Origin of the sequence: Dyadobacter sp. 3J3 (assembly GCF_009801115.1) — a bacterium.
Taxonomy (GTDB): Bacteria; Bacteroidota; Bacteroidia; order Cytophagales; family Spirosomataceae; genus Dyadobacter.
Map to the genome: position 1 here is coordinate 82,027 of NZ_VTOL01000005.1, position 17,710 is coordinate 99,736.

Annotated in this window: 19 protein-coding genes; 17 read left to right on the forward strand and 2 right to left on the reverse strand. The window is 39.3% G+C overall.

Going from position 1 to position 17,710, the window contains the following annotated elements; all coding sequences use genetic code 11:
* Positions 1–26 precede the first annotated feature (26 nt).
* The 15 genes from rpsI to ftsZ all read left to right on the forward strand — a co-directional run bounded on the left by rpsI (position 27) and on the right by ftsZ (position 14,519).
* Positions 27–413 carry a 30S ribosomal protein S9 gene (gene rpsI / locus FZF08_RS12240; protein ID WP_159469157.1) on the forward strand — a complete coding sequence of 129 codons (387 nt, stop codon included), beginning with the start codon at positions 27–29 and terminating at the stop codon, positions 411–413.
* 222 nt (positions 414–635) lie between these two features.
* Complete coding sequence (gene rpsB / locus FZF08_RS12245) at positions 636–1,454, forward strand: 30S ribosomal protein S2 (RefSeq protein ID WP_137340973.1); 819 nt, start codon at positions 636–638, stop codon at positions 1,452–1,454.
* 204 nt (positions 1,455–1,658) lie between these two features.
* The gene (gene tsf / locus FZF08_RS12250) at positions 1,659–2,495 is read left to right on the forward strand and encodes a translation elongation factor Ts (RefSeq protein ID WP_159469159.1); all 837 of its coding nucleotides are present in this window, start codon (positions 1,659–1,661) and stop codon (positions 2,493–2,495) included.
* A 133-nt stretch (positions 2,496–2,628) separates the two neighbouring features.
* Complete coding sequence (locus tag FZF08_RS12255; RefSeq protein ID WP_159469160.1) at positions 2,629–3,267, forward strand: RNA polymerase sigma factor; 639 nt, start codon at positions 2,629–2,631, stop codon at positions 3,265–3,267.
* Between the two features lie 6 nt (positions 3,268–3,273).
* The gene (locus FZF08_RS12260) at positions 3,274–3,462 is read left to right on the forward strand and encodes a hypothetical protein (protein WP_159469161.1); all 189 of its coding nucleotides are present in this window, start codon (positions 3,274–3,276) and stop codon (positions 3,460–3,462) included.
* Between the two features lie 49 nt (positions 3,463–3,511).
* Positions 3,512–4,339: a mechanosensitive ion channel family protein gene (locus FZF08_RS12265; protein WP_159469162.1), complete on the forward strand. Its 828-nt coding sequence runs from the start codon at positions 3,512–3,514 to the stop codon at positions 4,337–4,339.
* Positions 4,340–4,360: 21 nt separating this feature from the next.
* Entirely contained in the window at positions 4,361–5,323 is a 963-nt protein-coding gene (locus FZF08_RS12270) for a DUF3078 domain-containing protein (RefSeq protein WP_159469163.1), read from the forward strand.
* Positions 5,324–5,359: 36 nt separating this feature from the next.
* A complete protein-coding gene (mscL, locus tag FZF08_RS12275) occupies positions 5,360–5,686 on the forward strand; it encodes a large-conductance mechanosensitive channel protein MscL (protein ID WP_159469164.1) in 327 nt (108 codons plus the stop codon).
* 147 nt (positions 5,687–5,833) lie between these two features.
* Positions 5,834–7,180 (forward strand): UDP-N-acetylmuramoyl-L-alanine--D-glutamate ligase, encoded by a 1,347-nt coding sequence (gene murD / locus FZF08_RS12280; protein WP_159469165.1) that lies wholly within the window; start codon positions 5,834–5,836, stop codon positions 7,178–7,180.
* 10 nt (positions 7,181–7,190) lie between these two features.
* Positions 7,191–8,345 (forward strand): FtsW/RodA/SpoVE family cell cycle protein, encoded by a 1,155-nt coding sequence (locus tag FZF08_RS12285; protein WP_159469166.1) that lies wholly within the window; start codon positions 7,191–7,193, stop codon positions 8,343–8,345.
* A gap of 8 nt (positions 8,346–8,353) precedes the next feature.
* Positions 8,354–9,451 carry an undecaprenyldiphospho-muramoylpentapeptide beta-N-acetylglucosaminyltransferase gene (gene murG, locus FZF08_RS12290; RefSeq protein ID WP_159469167.1) on the forward strand — a complete coding sequence of 366 codons (1,098 nt, stop codon included), beginning with the start codon at positions 8,354–8,356 and terminating at the stop codon, positions 9,449–9,451.
* A gap of 39 nt (positions 9,452–9,490) precedes the next feature.
* The gene (gene murC, locus FZF08_RS12295) at positions 9,491–10,882 is read left to right on the forward strand and encodes a UDP-N-acetylmuramate--L-alanine ligase (protein WP_159469168.1); all 1,392 of its coding nucleotides are present in this window, start codon (positions 9,491–9,493) and stop codon (positions 10,880–10,882) included.
* Positions 10,883–10,907: 25 nt separating this feature from the next.
* Positions 10,908–11,684 carry a cell division protein FtsQ/DivIB gene (locus FZF08_RS12300; RefSeq protein WP_159469169.1) on the forward strand — a complete coding sequence of 259 codons (777 nt, stop codon included), beginning with the start codon at positions 10,908–10,910 and terminating at the stop codon, positions 11,682–11,684.
* A 15-nt stretch (positions 11,685–11,699) separates the two neighbouring features.
* Positions 11,700–13,049, forward strand: coding sequence for a cell division protein FtsA (gene ftsA, locus FZF08_RS12305; RefSeq protein WP_159469170.1), 1,350 nt, complete (start codon positions 11,700–11,702; stop codon positions 13,047–13,049).
* A gap of 45 nt (positions 13,050–13,094) precedes the next feature.
* A complete protein-coding gene (gene ftsZ / locus FZF08_RS12310) occupies positions 13,095–14,519 on the forward strand; it encodes a cell division protein FtsZ (protein ID WP_159469172.1) in 1,425 nt (474 codons plus the stop codon).
* Positions 14,520–14,553: 34 nt separating this feature from the next.
* Here ftsZ and FZF08_RS12315 read toward each other — a convergent pair whose 3' ends face one another.
* Positions 14,554–15,093 carry an NADPH-dependent FMN reductase gene (locus FZF08_RS12315; protein WP_159469174.1) on the reverse strand — a complete coding sequence of 180 codons (540 nt, stop codon included), beginning with the start codon at positions 15,091–15,093 and terminating at the stop codon, positions 14,554–14,556.
* A 262-nt stretch (positions 15,094–15,355) separates the two neighbouring features.
* Between FZF08_RS12315 and accD the strand changes: the two genes are divergently transcribed.
* Together accD and FZF08_RS12325 are read left to right on the forward strand one after the other, a co-directional pair.
* Positions 15,356–16,198, forward strand: coding sequence for an acetyl-CoA carboxylase, carboxyltransferase subunit beta (gene accD, locus FZF08_RS12320; RefSeq protein ID WP_159469176.1), 843 nt, complete (start codon positions 15,356–15,358; stop codon positions 16,196–16,198).
* Between the two features lies 1 nt (position 16,199).
* Complete coding sequence (locus tag FZF08_RS12325; protein ID WP_159469177.1) at positions 16,200–17,177, forward strand: radical SAM protein; 978 nt, start codon at positions 16,200–16,202, stop codon at positions 17,175–17,177.
* On the opposite strand, the gene FZF08_RS12330 is transcribed toward FZF08_RS12325, so the two are convergent.
* On the reverse strand, positions 17,178–17,657 hold the full coding sequence (locus tag FZF08_RS12330; RefSeq protein WP_159469179.1) for a nuclear transport factor 2 family protein: 480 nt from the start codon (positions 17,655–17,657) through the stop codon (positions 17,178–17,180).
* Between the last annotated feature and the right edge of the window lie 53 nt (positions 17,658–17,710).

Here is a 17,710-nt window from a genome sequence, read left to right on the forward strand (position 1 = left end):
TAAAACTGATAACGCAAAAGCAATACATGGAAGTTATCAACACAATTGGTAGAAGAAAAACAGCTGTGGCGCGCATCTACCTTACGCCAGGTAAAGGAGAAATCAAAGTAAACGGCCGCGATTTTAAGGAGTACTTCCCTTTCGAAGTTCACCAGATCGTTTTGCAAATGCCTTTCGTTACTATTAGCGGTAGCGACGGTTACGATGTTAAAGTAAACGTAAGAGGTGGTGGAATATCAGGACAAGCTGAGGCTGTTCGTATGGCTATTTCACGTGCATTGGTTGAATACAACGGAGAATTCCGTCCAGCGTTGAAGAAAGAAGGATTTCTTACTCGTGACCCTCGTATGGTTGAACGTAAGAAATACGGTCGCGCTAAGGCTCGTAAGAGATTCCAGTTCTCGAAACGTTAATATTATTTCATTGTCAGGAATAGTCAAGTATGGTCAGGAAATAGTCAGATATCGTTTCGGCTGAGAAGCACAACAATAAATGATAACCCCCTGACCGCGCGGCGGACCGCAACAAATGACAAAACTTGACATTGAGAGAAGTCCAGACAGTTACTTATCGTGCCCGATGTACTGTGCTGCGTATGTAATATCTTTTTCAAAATATTAAATTCAAATTTGGCAATGGCACAAATAGAATATAAAGACCTATTGGATGCAGGTGTGCATTTTGGTCACCTTACCCGCAAGTGGGATCCCCGTATGGCTCCATATATCTTTATGGAAAAAAACGGTATTCACATCATTGACCTGAACAAAACACTTAGCTGTGTAGAATCAGCTGAAGCTGCTTTGAAACAGATCGTTCGTTCAGGACGTAAGATCATGTTTGTGGCTACTAAAAAACAAGCGCAGGAAATCGTAACGGAAGAGGCAAAACGCCTTAAAATGCCTTACGTAACTGATCGTTGGTTAGGTGGTATGCTTACAAACTTTGGCACAATTCGCAAGTCTTTGAAAAAAATGCAGACTCTTGAGAAGATGCTTAAAGACGAAACCACGGTTAGCAATATCGCGAAAAGAGAACGCCTGATGCTTACACGTGAAAAGGACAAATTGGAAAGAGTGTTAGGTGGTGTAGCTGACTTAACTCGCCTTCCTGCTGCACTTTTCATCGTTGATGTGAAACGTGAACACATTGCGGTTTCAGAAGCAAAAAGATTGAACATCCCTATTTTTGCGATCTGTGATACAAACTCAAACCCTGAATTGGTTGATTTCCCGATTCCAAGTAATGATGATGCTTACAAAGCGATCTCATTGATTACTTTGGCAATCGGTAAGGCAATTGAAGAAGGTCTGATGGAACGCAAGCAGGATAAAGACGATCAGCGTCTTGTAGAGGAAGAAGAAGCCAAACGTCAGGTTGACAAAGGTAATGAAGATGCAGCTGCTGCGGCACCCCGTGCTGAAGTTCCAGCAATTGAAAGTGACGAAGAATAGTCAGGGCGATATGAATCAGGTTATTTTTTAACCTTTTTCTTTCTGATAGATAAAGTAGCCCATAGCCATTTGCTATGGGCTATAGTTTTTTAAAATTCAAATTGAAAAATAGTCTACAACCGATTCGTTAACATTTGCATAATCTGTTAATCAGAGGAATTGGACTGTTTTGTAAAAAAGTTTTTAACCATTTAGAAATAAGTCATGGCAATTACCGCTCAAGATGTAAATAAACTACGCCAGATGACTGGCGCAGGTATGATGGATTGTAAAAAAGCACTTCAGGAAGCTGATGGCGATTTTGACAATGCCGTTGATATTCTACGTAAACAAGGACAAAAAGTTGCTGCAAAACGTGCTGATAACGAAGTTTCAGAAGGAACAGTATTGGTAGCGATCAGCGCAGATGGAACGAACGGTAAACTTGTTGCTTTCGCTTGCGAAACAGAACCAGTTTCAAACGTTGAAGATTTCAAAACGCTTGCGCAAAGCATTTTGGATAAAGCAGTAGCTGATAATATCCAGGACAAAGAAGCTTTACTTGCTGCGACTTTGGCTGATGGCCGTCCTGTAAGCGAAAATATTATTGACCTTGTTGGTAAATTGGGAGAGAAACTTGTAATCGCTGCTTACGAAAACGTAACGGCTGATCAGGTTGTTTCTTACATTCACTCAAATGGGAAACTTGGTGTATTGGTAGCGTTCGAAGGCGTTAACGGAACTGACGTTAACGAACTTGGTAAAGATGTTGCTATGCAGATTGCTGCGATGAAACCGGTTGCTCTTGACAAAGATGGCGTTGATTCAGCAACAGTTGAACGCGAAATAGAAGTTGGAAAAGAACAAGCTCGCGCAGAAGGCAAGCCAGAAGCGATGCTTGAAAAAATTGCTCAGGGTAAATTACAGAAGTTTTACAAAGACAATACTTTGTTAAATCAGGAATTTGTTAAAGATTCTTCACTAACAATCCGCCAATTGGTTGAAAAAACAGCTAAGGGTTTGACTGTAAAGTCATTCAAAAGAGTAGCAATTGGAGCATAATTTAAAAAAATAGTAAAAAAATAAAAACAACGCCTGACGTATACTTGTATACCAGGCGTTGTTTTTGTTATTTGCCGTCATATAAATATTTTTTGCACACTAAATAAGGCTTGCTCTGTTACTTTTTACATGTATGGCAGTCAAAACGTTTAAAGAAGAACGGAAAGAAAATAATTATACCGATGAAGAGTTGGTAAAGTTATTTGTGGATACGCAGCGTAACCACTATTTCGAAAAATTGTACTCTAGATATGCTGATAAGGTTTATCATAAGTGCTTGTCTTTTGTCAAAGATTCCGCGAAAGCAGAGGATCTTACACATGACATCTTTTTAAAATTAATTTTCAAGCTCGGGACCTTTAAAGAGGATGCCAAATTTTCGACATGGTTGTATTCTATAACATACAATCACTGTATGGATCAGCTGCGCTCCAATAAGAAAAGAGGCGAAGTATATCAGGACGAGCCTATGGAAGTTCCTGATGACATTGACCTTAATAATCTTTTTGATGGAGACGATATTGAAGCCAGAAATCTGAAAACTGCACTGGATCATCTGACGGTGGATGAAAAGGGTATTTTGTTTATGAAATACACCGATGATCTTAGCATCAGGGATATTGCAGATATATTCAAAATAACAGAAAGTGCAGTAAAAATGCGGCTTCTGAGATCACGCGAAAAGCTGCGTAAGAAATATCTGGAAACAATTATTTTCCTGGGTATATTCTTCGTGAAAATGATAGAATTAATCAGGTATTTTATAAACTAATGAAATATGTCCTCAGGAAATACGGTATTTAAGGATCTGGAATCTACTGAAGAAGTGCCGGCATACCTTAAAAGAGCTTTGGTTTCAGAAGTAAATACAATAAGGGATACAATGCATGTAGTAGAACACTTTACGGAGCATTTTATTAATACGCTTATCGTTAGCCTTTCCATTGAGGATACAGATTTAAAATAAAGTAATTACAAAGATTGTAAGTTAAGAACACACATTTTACTCTCCCAATATGAACAACCTTCCCAACATTTCAGAAATTTTAATTAACACTTTTAACACACTAATAAACCAGTTTGTAATTTTTGTTCCCCGGGTTATTGGTTGCTTCATTATCATAGCAATTGGCTATCTGGTAGCAAAAGGTATTACGATAGTCATCAGAAAAGTACTCAGCTCAATCGGATTCGATCGTATCGGGGACAAATTGAATGAAATTGGATTAATAAAACAGCTTAAAACGGAAATCAAGCTAAGTGATATTGTTGCAAAAGTGGTTTATTACTTTATTCTCTTAATTTTCCTTACTGCTGCTACTGAGACGTTAGGGGTTGATGCCATCACAAGTATGGTCCTATCGTTAGTTAATTTTATTCCAAAACTCATCGCAGCGGCTGTCATGCTGCAAATTGGAATTATGATTTCGGATGCCATAAAAGGCGCTGTTGTTGCTACCTGTAAATCTTTTAATATTCCATCCTCCAAGCTCATTGGAAATATTGCCTTCGTTTTCTTTCTGATTATCACATTTATAAGTGCATTAGGACAAATCGGAATAGAAACCACTCTTCTTGAATCGAGCTTTATTCTGATTATAGGCGGAGTAATTCTCTCTTTTTCATTGGGTTATGGGATCGCATCGAAGGATGTTCTATCAAATATCATTTCGTCATTTTACAGTCGTAAAAATTATAGAGAAGGCCAGGTTATTAAAATTGATGATGTTAAAGGAGTCATCACCAAGATCGATAATACTACGGTAACCATTGTGAACGATACCACCACTACAATACTGCCATTACAGTTTTTTCAGACCCGGCAGGTTGAAATTTTTAATTAAATCGTTAAATTTTGAATAAGCATGAGTTTGAAAATTACCATCCGCACACTAATTATTTGTTTATTATTTGCCGCATCCAGAACCGTTTTTGCACAGGATGATATCACTAAAAAGGTTGATCTAACCAATTCTCTGAGCGGTGCGAGGCTGAAAGTTAAGGGTGATACGACCTGGAAAAAGGTAGAATTTGGTGTCAATCTTACACAGGGATCTTTTAGTTCGAACTGGACTGGCGGGGGTGTTAGCTCAATTGCACTTGGTGCATTTTTTAATGCACTTAGTGAAAAAAAGACAGGGAAACATTCATGGAGAAATGACTTTCAATCCCAATATGGTATTGTCAAAAATAAATCTCAGGGCAGCAGAAAAAATCTTGATCGTATCTTTTTTGATACCAAATACAATTACGAATTAACCGATAAATGGAGTTTGTTTGCCAACTTCAACCTTCTGTCGCAATTCGCCAATGGGTATACCTATTCAACTTCAACTTCACCGGATTCCATAGCAGCGAAGAAAAAAGTTTCCGGACTATTTGCACCAGCCTATCTTACCGAAGCAATTGGTATTGAATATAGCCCCGCCCCTTATTTCTTTATTGATCTTGCACCGGGAGCGATTCGCCAGACTATTGTTTCTGACAAAAATTTATATCTGACAATTCCTGCAAATTATGGTGTTAAAATTGGGAAACGATTCCATAATGAAGTGGGTATTGTACAATTAGTGGCCAACTTTGATAAAGAAGTAGTCAAAGATATTAATCTAAAATTCAGATACCAGTTATTTACAGCTTACAATAAGAACCAGATCACTGACAAAAGAGAATTTAAAAATGATCATCGTCTGGATGCGATGGTAACCGCTAAAATCGCTAAGTACTTCAATGTCAATTTGGGAGCTATTCTGATCTATAATAAATCCCAGGTAGACGACATTCAATTTGCACAAGGTTTGAGTATTGGGTTTTTATATACATTTTAACTAGATTTAGCCCACATACATTTAACCTTAGACTATATGTTACAGGAATTTAAAACGTTTATCGCTCAAGGCAATGTGCTTGACCTGGCTGTCGGTGTTATTATCGGTGCTGCTTTTGGGAAAATCACAACCTCGTTGGTTGAGGATATTATCAATCCAATTTTAGGTATTGTTATTGGCGGTGTAGACTTCACACAGTTAAAATTTGTATTGAAAGAGGCTGTCGACAAAACGCCGGAAGTTGCCATTAAATATGGTAATTTTATTCAGACACTTATCCAGTTCCTGATTATCGCATGGGTAATTTTCATGATCGTAAAGGCTGCAAACAGGATTAAATTATCCGAATCTCAAAAGAAATAGTCATAAAATTTACAAGAATAACAAAATTGAAGGGGCATGTTTTCATGCCCCTTTTTTTTGCAACAGATATTTTGAAGAAAGCGAAAAAAAATCTTCCTTGAAAGAGATTAATCCGCGTACTTTACTTCTTAGTTAAAATTTGAAAATATGTTGCAGAAAAAACTCGTCGTATTAGGTGGTGGAGAAAGCGGAATAGGAGCGGCAATACTTGGTAAATTAAAAGGATTTGATGTTTTTTTGTCGGATCGGAGTCCAATCAGTGATAAATATCGTGAAGTGTTACTTCGCGAAAATATAAATTTTGAAGAAGGTTTTCATACAGAATCTTTAATTCTGGCTGCTGATGAAGTTGTGAAAAGTCCTGGAATTCCAGATAAGGCACCCATTATTAAAGAATTGGTGGCCAAAGGAATATCCATTATTTCTGAAATAGAATTTGCATCAAGATATACCAAAGCAAAGCTGATTGCGATTACGGGTAGTAATGGAAAAACGACAACATCGTTGCTGACTTATCATCTCTTGCGCGAGGCAAATTTGAATGTGGGCCTTGCCGGAAACATTGGCGAGAGCTTTGCCTGGCAGGTGGCTGAAAAGAACTTCGATTATTACGTATTGGAAATCAGTAGTTTCCAGCTTGATAATATTGTCGATTTTCACCCGAATATTTCTGTGATCTTAAATATCACGCCAGATCATCTTGATCGTTATAATTACGATTTTCAAAATTACGTTGATTCGAAATTTAATATTATACAGAATCAGACCGCAGATGATGATTTTATTTATTTCTCAGATAGTGAAGTCATCATTTCTGAACTTCTGAAAAGAGAGGTTTTGCCTAAGAAATGGGGGATTTCTTTAAAAGACACAATTACAGAAGGTGCGTATCTGAATAATCAGAAGCTAGTTTCCAAAAGAGAAGGTAGCTTGTACGAACAGGATTTTTCTGATCTTCCAATAAAAGGGCCTCATAATGCAGTCAATGCCTTAGCGTCAATTCTAATAGCGCAGTCGGTTGGATTAAGCCATGAAGTAATTAAAAGCGGTTTGCTGACCTTTGTCAATGCGCCGCATCGTTTGGAACAAGTTGCCGTTATTGACGGCATTACTTTTGTGAATGATTCAAAAGCTACCAATGTTGATTCGGTTTTTTATGCTTTGGGAAGTTATGAACAACCACTTGTGCTGATTGCCGGAGGAGTTGACAAAGGAAATGATTACAGCCAGATAGAAGAATTGGTAAGAAAGAAGGTAAAAGCACTGATTATTTTAACGCCTGATTTCAAGAAATTAAAAGAATATTTTGGCGAAATTGTACCTGAAATTTACGTAACGGAAGATATCCAGGACGCCGTAAATCAAGCTCAGAAGTGGAGCGTTGCCGGAGATATTGTATTACTTTCTCCTGCCTGCGCAAGCTTTGATTTATTTCAAAATTATGAAGACCGAGGCGATAAATTCAAACAGGCCGTTAAGAACTTAATAAGCTAGCATAAGCATCATGGATGGTTTTCAAAAATTAAGGGAGGAAACTCAGGCGTGGTTTTCCAGAAATCTTAAAGGAGATCCCTGGATCTGGGGCATTTGTATCGGGATGTTGCTTTCAAGTATCGTTGTTGTTTACAGTGCGAGTGTAAAAGATGCGTACAGCGTAAAACAAGGGAATACGGAATATTATCTTTTCAAACATTCTGTATTATGCTTTCTTTCTCTGCTGATCATGTTTTTTGTCCATCGAATCCCCTACATCAAGTTTGTGTATGTAACCCGTATGGCGGTTTGGAGTTCTATTTTGCTACTGATTTTTGCTATGTTTTTTGGGAGATCTGTAAACGAAGCCTCACGATGGATTGAGATACCTATTATTGGCCAGCGTTTCCAGCCATCAGAATGGGCGAAGGTTGCATTGATTGCGCATTTATCATTGATTCTTGCAAGGCATATCAAAGGCGGATGGAATACCAGAGAATTATTCATGGAGCCGCTTGCGCTGGTCGGTGTGGTTTGCGGATTGATCTTCACAAGTAATGTTTCAACGGCTTTCATGCTTGCCGGTATATGCTTTTTGTTGATGTTTGTAGGGAAAGTGCCCATTCATTATCTGCTCTTTACAGCGCTGGGACTGGTATTTTTTGCCGGTGTTGCGATTCTACTGAATTCGACACAAAGGTCAAATACTGCTCAAAACAGGATTAGTTCTTTTCTGGATAAAGATGTGGTTGTTTACCAATCGCAGCAATCTTATATGGCCATGGCCCGCGGCGGACTTTATGGAGAAGGTGTTGCGAAAAGCCGGCAACGAAGATTTCTTCCAGAGCCTCAAAAAGATTTTATTTTTGCAGTAGTAGTGGAGGAATACGGAACACTGGGTGGGACAACCCTTATGGTATTATATCTCATTTTATTATTCCGTGGACTTAAAGCAATTGAGGCCACCAAAAGGCCTTTTGGTGGATTATTATCTGCCGGATTAACCTTTGTAGTAGTAAGTCAGGCTTTTTCCGCGATGGCGGTGACGGTGGGATTAGTGCCGGTAACCGGCCAGACACTCCCATTTTTTAGTCAGGGCGGGACTTCTCTGCTATTTACCGGCGTTGCCATGGGCATGATCTTAAGCGTAAGCCGGGGAGAAAAAATGGATGAGCAAAAGATTTAACAATACTTATGTCAAAAAGAGTAATTATTAGCGGTGGCGGAACTGGCGGACATATTTATCCGGCCATTGCGATTGCCAACGCATTGAAAGAAATTGAACCGGGTATTGAAATTTTATTTGTTGGAGCGCTTGGCAAAATGGAAATGGAAAAAGTGCCTCGTGCCGGGTACAATATTATTGGATTGCCAATTGTAGGAATAAAAAGAGAAATTTCTGTGGATAATTTAGCTTTTCCAGTAAAGCTGACACGCAGTCTGTGGAAAGCAAGATCCGTTATCAAAGATTTTAAACCGGATGTTGCCGTAGGTGTTGGTGGCTTTGCGAGCGGGCCTTTGCTTATGATGGCATCTTTACTTGGAATACCGACATTAATACAGGAACAAAATTCCTATGCTGGAATAACCAATAAACTTTTAGCCAAAAGAGCGAGCAGGATCTGTGTGGCTTATCCGGGCATGGAAGCGTTTTTCCCAAAAGACAAGATAAAAGTCTACGGAAATCCTGTGAGGAGTGATATCGTAGATGTTACATCAAAAAGAAAAGAAGCGCTTGCCTATTTCGGCTTTCAGGAAGATCGAAAAACACTTTTTGTCATGGGCGGGAGTCTGGGTGCGAAATCGATAAATGAAAGTTTAAATACTGGTATTGCCGATTTGGTTAAAGCCGGTTATCAGGTTTTGTGGCAAACAGGAAAAGGATTTATCAGTACTGCGCAGGAAACCGTTTCTGCTTTAAAATCGGATGCAGCAAAGGCTTTTGAATTCATTTATGAAATGGATCTGGCTTATGCCGTGGCCGATGTTGTGGTCTCGCGTGCAGGAGCTTTATCCGTTTCAGAATTGTGTCTGGCTGTAAAACCGACGATTTTGATACCATTTCCTTTTGCGTCGGAAGATCATCAAACTAAAAATGCGATGAATCTGGTGGAGCAGGATGCAGCTGTTTTTATCAAAGATTCCAGTGCGGCTGAGGAATTAATTCCGAGTGCATTGACATTGCTAAACGATGTCAAAAGACAGGATGAGCTGAAAACAAATATTAAAAAACTGGCTAAGCCAACGGCTGCTTACGATATCGCAGCGGAAGTGCTGAAATTAATAAAGTAGTTTTCAAAATTATTAATACAAAACATTACTGAGGCTTTTATGAATGACTGGAAATACATCTATTTTGTAGGAATTGGCGGAATTGGTATGAGTGCTTTGGCTCGATGGTTCAAAGCGAATTCATTTCAGGTGGCGGGCTATGACAAAACCTTGACACCACTTGTACAAACGCTGATTTCAGAAGGTATTCCTGTTAATCTGGAAGATGAAATTGAAAATATTCCAGCTGAATTTATCGCAGATCCCTCGCAGACATTGATTGTTTACACGCCTGCCGTTCCGGTTCAGCATAAGCAGATGAATTATTTCAGGCAGGAAAATTTTATGATCCTGAAAAGATCTCAGGTTTTAGGAATGCTTACAAAAAATTTGAAAACCGTTGGAGTGGCTGGTACGCATGGAAAAACGACAACTTCTTCCATTGTTGCCCATATTTTACGTTATGCCGATGTAAATACGACTGCATTTCTGGGTGGGATCACCCAGAATTATGGCACCAATTTGTTGCTTAATGCCCCGACTGAAAATCTAAGTGAAGTAGTTTGCGTCGTGGAAGCCGATGAATTTGACCGTTCATTTTTAACACTTTTTCCGGAAATCGCAATCGTGACATCTACGGATGCTGACCATCTTGATATTTACGGGAAACATGAAAATGTTCTGGAATCTTTCAGAGAATACGTCGGGCAAATTGATGAGGATGGAGCCTTATTTATGAAAAAAGGTCTGGATCTGGCTTCTAGTACCAAAGCAAAAGTTTTCACTTATTCATTACAAGAAGGCGATTATCATGCAGATAATGTTCGTATTGAAAATGCACGTTTTGTTTTCGATATCGTTCATCCGGAAGGTGTGATTGAAAACGTTGCTATGAAAATCCCGGGTTATCATAATATTGAAAATTCACTCGCTGCAAGTGCCGTGGCTTTGTATCTGGGCGTTTCTTCTGAAAATATAAAAGGTGCACTGGAAAGTTACAAAGGTGTCAAAAGACGTTTTGAATATCAGGTAGAGTTGCCTTCCAAAGTTTATATTGATGATTACGCTCATCATCCGGCAGAAATCGAAGCATTTTTGTCATCCGTAAAAGCGCTATATCCGGGCAGACATGTGACCGGAATTTTTCAACCGCATTTATTCACAAGAACGCGTGATTTTGCTGATGGCTTTGCTGCAAGTCTTTCGAAGGTAGACAGACTGTTACTTCTGGATATTTATCCGGCAAGGGAATTACCTATTGAAGGTGTAAATTCGGATATGTTATTGGACAAAGTAACGATAACAGATAAAAATTTGGTAAGCAAAAAGGATGTTTTAGACCTTTTACCGAAATTAAATACTGATATTGTAGTTACAATTGGTGCTGGTGATATTGACACACTTGTAGAGCCAATTAAAATCCTCCTGCAAAATCCTTTTAGTAATAATTAGTCACCGCATTTTTAAAATTACTAAGATGTTACGTAAATTTGACTATTCTTGGCGTTGGCTTAAACATAGCTTGTGGCTTATTTTGCCTATTGCTGGAATCGGCATGGCAGAAAGTCGCCTTGGTAATCAGCGGTGTAACAACATTATCATCACAATTGATGGTGATTCGGGAATGCATTTTCTGGATAAAACAGATATTCAAATGCTGCTTACCGAGAATGGCGGAGACCCATTATTGGGAAGTAGATTGAGAGATGTTCATCTTTCGGACCTTGAAAACAGGGTGCGAAAGAATAAACTTGTAAAAAAATGTCAGGTTTTTCGTGACTTAAAGGGTAATGTCGTCGTAGAAGTTGAGCAGGAAAAACCTCTTGCAAGATGGATCAATACGTCGACAAGCGGAGAGTGGCGAAATACCTCAGGATACTATATTAATGACGAAGGCGTTTTTTTTCCTTTATCTGAAAGTTTTTCGGCAAGAACGCTGTTAGTGTCAGGTCCTTTTTTTACCAGTTCGAAAGAAATGAAGTCAAAAAAGGGTGTGATGGTAATGGATTTAATTCGTTTTTTGAATACCAATGAATTTTGGAAGGCGCAGGTCGCTGAAATGTATGTGGATAAAGACGGGGAAGTCCTGTTAACCACAGTTTTAGGTGATCAGCGTGTAGAGTTAGGTATGGCAGAAGATTTTGAATCGAAATTCAGTAAACTTCGTATCTTTTATGATAAGGTACTAAGTAAAGACTGGAGTAGATATTCAAAAATTAGTGTTAAGTTTCAAGATCAAATAGTTTGTGAATAATAATTCACCATCAGCATGGCACAGGATAATATTGTAGTAGGAGTAGATATTGGAAGCACGAAAATTACCGTAGTAGCAGCACAAGGCACATCTACGGGATCTCGTTTTGATAATATCGAGATTTTGGGATTTAGTGAGGTCCATGTGCCTGAAGGAGCCGTAATTAATGGTTCAGTTGAAAATATAATGCAGGTGGGAGATGCAATTCGTGAAGCATTAGGCGAAGCGGCTTCCCGTTCTGATTTGGATATAGGAGTTGTTAATGTAAGTTTCAGCGGATCACACGTCAGAGTTTCTCCACAGAGCGACGGTGTGATACGGCCTACTTCGTCTACTGGTGATGAAGTTACCCAAAAAGATGTAGATCAGCTGGTTGATGATATGTACAGGGCGAAAACGGAAGCAAATTATGACGTGCTTCATGTTTTACCTATGGAATTTGTAGTAGATAGTTCTATGGGCGTTCGTCAGCCTGTGGGAAGAACCGGAATTAAACTGGGCGGACATTTTCTTATTGTTTCAGCAAATAATCAATCCATTCAGCGTACAAAGAAAAGTTTGCTGGAGGCGGATTCTCATTTGAAGTTTGATAAAATGATATACGCCCCTCTTGCAACCAGCCTGGCTGTTTTGGATGAAGGTGAAATGAAAGCGGGTATCGCCATGGTCGATATTGGTGATCATACCACAGATCTTGTCATTTATTACGATGGTATCATTCGTCATATCGCATCTTTCCCGGTTGCCGGAAGGCATATCACTGCTGATTTGCGTACAGGTTGCGGAATTCAGTTAGGTAATGCTGAAAAATTGAAGAAAGAACATGGCTTAGCGATTTCTGCGGATGTTCCGTTGAATATTGAAATCCTGGTTAATTTCCTTGCCGGACGTGCGCCGAAACAGGTTTTGAAGAAAAACGTTGCTTTAATTATTGAAGAAAGACTTAAGGAAATTGCAGCGATGGTGTATGCTGAAATCCTTAAATCAGGTTATGAAGAAAACCTTATTGGCGGAATTGTTCTTACTGGCGGAACGGCCAATATTCCTGAAATTGAAATTTTATTTGAAAAAGTTACCAATATGCCTGTTCGGGTTGGATTGCCTGAACGTCTGGCGCATACTGCCAAAGCCGATGCTGTAAGCAATACTTCGTATTCCACTGCGATAGGATTAGCCTGGGCTGGTATTAAGTCAATTGATCCGCGTATAAAATCAATATGTAAACCTCCTGTAAATCTAAGTATCCCGTTAAGAGAAGTCACAACTCAGACTAAACCAAAGGAATTGAAAAAAGTACCAAAGGATGACGGTTCGTTTTGGGACCGCATCATTGGCCGCAAAGATGACAGTATTGGAGACTATTGAAAGTAAAGGAAGAAATTGCACTTATATCAACAACCACCCCGGACTATGAATAAAAATTTGTTGCACTCTTTAGACCAGGACTACATTGTGAACGAAATCGTCAAGGAAACCAACGGAGTCATGTCCGAACCAGCTATCATTAAGGTGATAGGTGTTGGTGGCGGAGGAAGTAATGCCGTCAACTACATGTTTGAGAAGAAAATCAAAGATGTAGAATTTGCCGTTTGTAATACAGACAGACAAGCATTGGCAAATAGTCCGGTACCTGTAAAAATCCAGCTTGGCGCTACCCTAACCCAGGGATTGGGAGCGGGAACTGATGCGACGAAAGGAAAAGAAGCAGCACTTGAAACGATAGAAGAAATAAAAGCTCTGCTTGGTGGTTCTACACAAATGGTCTTTATTACGGCTGGTATGGGTGGTGGAACCGGAACCGGAGCGGCGCCCGTTATTGCACAGCTTGCCAAGGAAATGGGTAAACTTACTGTGGCGGTTGTCACAGCACCTTATACCTGGGAAGGACTTGATAAAAAAGAACAGGCGCTTGAAGGTATTGAGCAGCTGAAAGAATTTAGTGATACTGTACTGGTTGTACTGAACGATAAACTGGAAGAGCTTTACGAAGACATGACATTAACTCAGGCTTTTGCTGAGGCTGATGGAATTCTTCTTAATGCTGTAAAAAGTATTTCCGAGATCATTACAACCAATGGGAATATAAATACGGATTTCAAGGACGTTGAAAAAGTTCTTAAAAACGCCGGACAATCTGTAATGGGTACAGCTGAGGCAACTGGTGTTGACCGTGCTCAGCTTGCTATTAAAGAAGCATTGGATTCTCCGCTTCTGAATGACCGCGATATTCGTGGTGCAAAACGTATCCTTGTAACACTTGCTACAAGCAAGAAACGTGAGGCTACGATGAAAGAACAGCGGGAAATCTGGCGGTATGTACTTTCGCAGGTTGGCGGTGAGGCCAGAATGTTTAAGCTTGGTACTATCACTGACGATTCTCTTGGAGATAAATTGCGTGTTACCATTGTCGCGGCAGGTTTCGATAGCATTGAATCACCGATTCCAGGCATTGAATTAAAAAATGGATTTACAGGAAAAACGCAGCCACAGGAAGTTGTTGCTGAACTTCCTTTCGTAGAAGAAGCTCCTGAAATGATTCTTACTCAGGAACTGGAAGAAAATACAGCTACCAGTTCGATTGATTTCATGGTAGATACTGAAATCATTGCAATGGACAACAGAGCTTATACGCATGTTTCATATGTAGAGCTGGAAGATAGTCATGAATGGTCTAATGAAGAAACTGCGAAATTGCAGGCTATGATCAAATCTTTTCAGGGAGGTTTGGTGAAATGGGGAGACCTTGAAGGGCCAGCCTATCGCCGCAGCCATATTGAATTGTGGAAAAGACCTTCGATTCCTGCAAATGAAATGGAACAGCATTGGTTGAAATAGAAAAAGAATGGGAGCCATCAGGCTCCCATTCTTTTTAAAAACGAATAATTTGTTCTGCCTGGATTTCCAGTAATTCTTTATACAGCGGATTTGTTATTTCATTGTCAACAAAATGTGATTGTATCTGGGCTAGTTTTACCCGTAATGCCAAAGTATTCATTCCTAGGTAACTGAAAATATCATTCATGTGACTTAACGCTACAATCGCTCCATGCATGTTGGAAGATAAACCAACAAGTGCCGCTTTTTTATTTGTAAAACTATTTGGATAAGGAAGTCCGTCGATAAAAGCTTTTAATACACCAGGATAAGAGCCGTTATATTCCGGTATAATAAAAATAAATTTCTCAGCTCCGTCAATATGACTTTTTAAACTATTGAATGCTTCATTTTTTCCACTATTTCCATAAAGTGCGGTCACAGTGAAGTCATGAGGTAAGTCCACCAGGTCAAGTATTGTACTTGAAGTATTGGACTGTATGAGAAGTTTTTGATAATATTCTGCAACACGACGAGACATAGAATTTGGCCGGTTGGTACCAACAATGATCACAATAGGGGATATGGCTGACATACTTAAAAATATACGAATTGAAATCGTTTGGTTAATTCGTTGTGAATCTAATAAATTAAATAATTTAACAAGTTAAAACTATTTTTTGTTCGTAACGAATTATGTGTAAACGGAGCGGAGAATAGTACTGGGGCCCAATACTCATTCGCTGCTTGACGATACCAAACATTTATTAGTATATTTGACCCTTGATTTCATCATGAATGTTAGATAAAAGGTTTGTTTACAAGCTATAATCAAAGATATTAACCCACTAAAAAATATGTCCTGGTTTATTCGGAAAGAAAAAGGCATCAATACACCCACGGAAATGAAACGCGAAGCTCCGGACGGTTTGTGGTATCAATGTCCTAATTGTAAGAAAATTACTGCTACAAGAGAGCATAAATTAAACGCTTACACTTGTCCGCATTGCAACTACCACGAAAAGGTGGGCTCTGATGCATACTTCGAATTGTTGTTCGACGAAAATAAATATACTGAACTGGACGCAGATCTTACTTCGGGCGATCCTCTGCATTTCGTAGATACCAAGGCATATCCGGATCGTATCAAGGCAACTCAGCTTAAAACGGGGTTGAAAGATGCGGTACGTACAGGTCACGGAAAAATGAATGATGTGAAAGTTGTCATTGCCTGTATGGATTTCAATTTCATCGGTGGTTCTATGGGTTCTGTGGTGGGAGAGAAAATTGCTCGTGCAATTAATTATTCTATCAAACACAAACAGCCTTTTTTGATGATTTCCAAATCGGGTGGAGCGCGTATGATGGAAGCGGGATTTTCATTGATGCAAATGGCAAAAACTTCTGCACGACTTGCGTTATTATCAGAAGCAAAAATTCCATACATATCATTATTAACAGATCCTACAACGGGTGGTGTTACGGCATCTTACGCAATGTTGGGAGATTTTAATATTTCTGAACCAGAAGCATTGATTGGTTTTGCCGGTCCACGCGTTATTCGTGAAACAATTGGTAAGGATCTTCCAAAGGGTTTCCAAAGTGCCGAATTTGTTTTGGAGCACGGTTTCCTTGATTTTATTGTTGATCGTAAAGATTTAAAAGACAAACTGAGCAGTCTGTTAACGATGCTGAAATAATATGCGTTTAATTTCCCATCCTGTCCTGTGCAACTACTACGTAACGTATCGCTGCAATGCGTCTTGTGGTTTCTGCGACATATGGGAGAAACCATCGCCTTATATTACGGTTGAAAATCTTCGGGAAAATATCCGGGATCTAAAACGGTTAGGCGTAAAGGTTATAGATTTTACAGGAGGTGAACCATTACTTCACCGCCAGCTAGATGTTTTACTTCGTGAAGCAAAAGAGCAGGGCATGATTACCACGGTTACGAGCAACGGATTGCTTTATCCTAAATATGCTGAAAGATTGCGTGGCTTAGTTGACATGCTTCATTTTTCGCTGGATTCCCCTGATCGTGATGAACATGATAAATCACGAAATGTAAAATGTTTCGACAAAGTAATGGAGTCGATTCAGATTGCACGGGAAATGGGAGAAAGGCCGGATATTATTTTCACTGTTTTTGAAGATAATGTTGATAAGATAAAACAGATGTGGGAAGAAATTTGCCTGCCTAATAATCTTATCCTGATTTTAAATCCTGTTTTTGAATATAATGGTGTGGGTGGAAATCTTTCCGAACAAACCTTGAAAGAGTTGCTTTGGTGGGGGAAGCAGAAAAATGTTTATCTCAATGAAGCCTTTATTCAATTAAGACTGGACGGAGGAAATCATGTGGATGATCCGATCTGCAAAGCTGCCAGTACGACGATTGTCATTTCTCCCGAAAACAAGCTTGTTCTCCCCTGCTATCACCTGGGACTGAAAGATTTTCCGATTGAAGGAAATCTTTATGACTTATATCATTCCGATGAAGTTCAGAAACTGGTCGCTCTGGAAGGTAAACTTCCGGCATGTGAAGGTTGTGCCATCAATTGTTATATGCAGCCATCTTTTGCAGTCGAGATGAACCGGTATTGGTGGAAGGCTTTGCCGAGTACCATCAAGTATAATCGTATTAAAGGAACCTGGAAGCAAATGTTGAAAATGTAGTTACAGACAATCTGTTTTTCTTCTCGTGTCAGTGATTGTATTAATTTTCCAACCGCTTTTTGTTTTGATCATCGTAAAAACATTCACTCCACAATGAGAAAATGTTTCGCCACGGTAAAATTTGTAAGGAGCCCAGACAATGGCCATTGGCCCATCCACTGAAATTTTTACATCATAAATTCTTTCATCCCATTTTTCGGTATGTGGTTTTCCAACGGCGGCTACAAAGTCATCCGTTTTACTAACGTGCGTCATTACTGAATCTTTTGCATTGGTTGAAACAGATATTAGCGTCGATTGAGGAATAAAAACATTTCTTACAGCCGAAGAATCTCCGGATCTCATGCCGTCAAATAATTTATCCACCGATGCTCTAATAGCTGCGTCCGGCGATTGAGCCATTGCTATTTGTTTCGAAAAAATAAAAATAATAACAAAAAGGGAAGATTTTAACCGATGCACCTGGCTCGTTATATTCATTAGTTGGTATAGTTTTAGCAAAAGCCTAATTTTGCAGACCTTTTTGTGTTAGG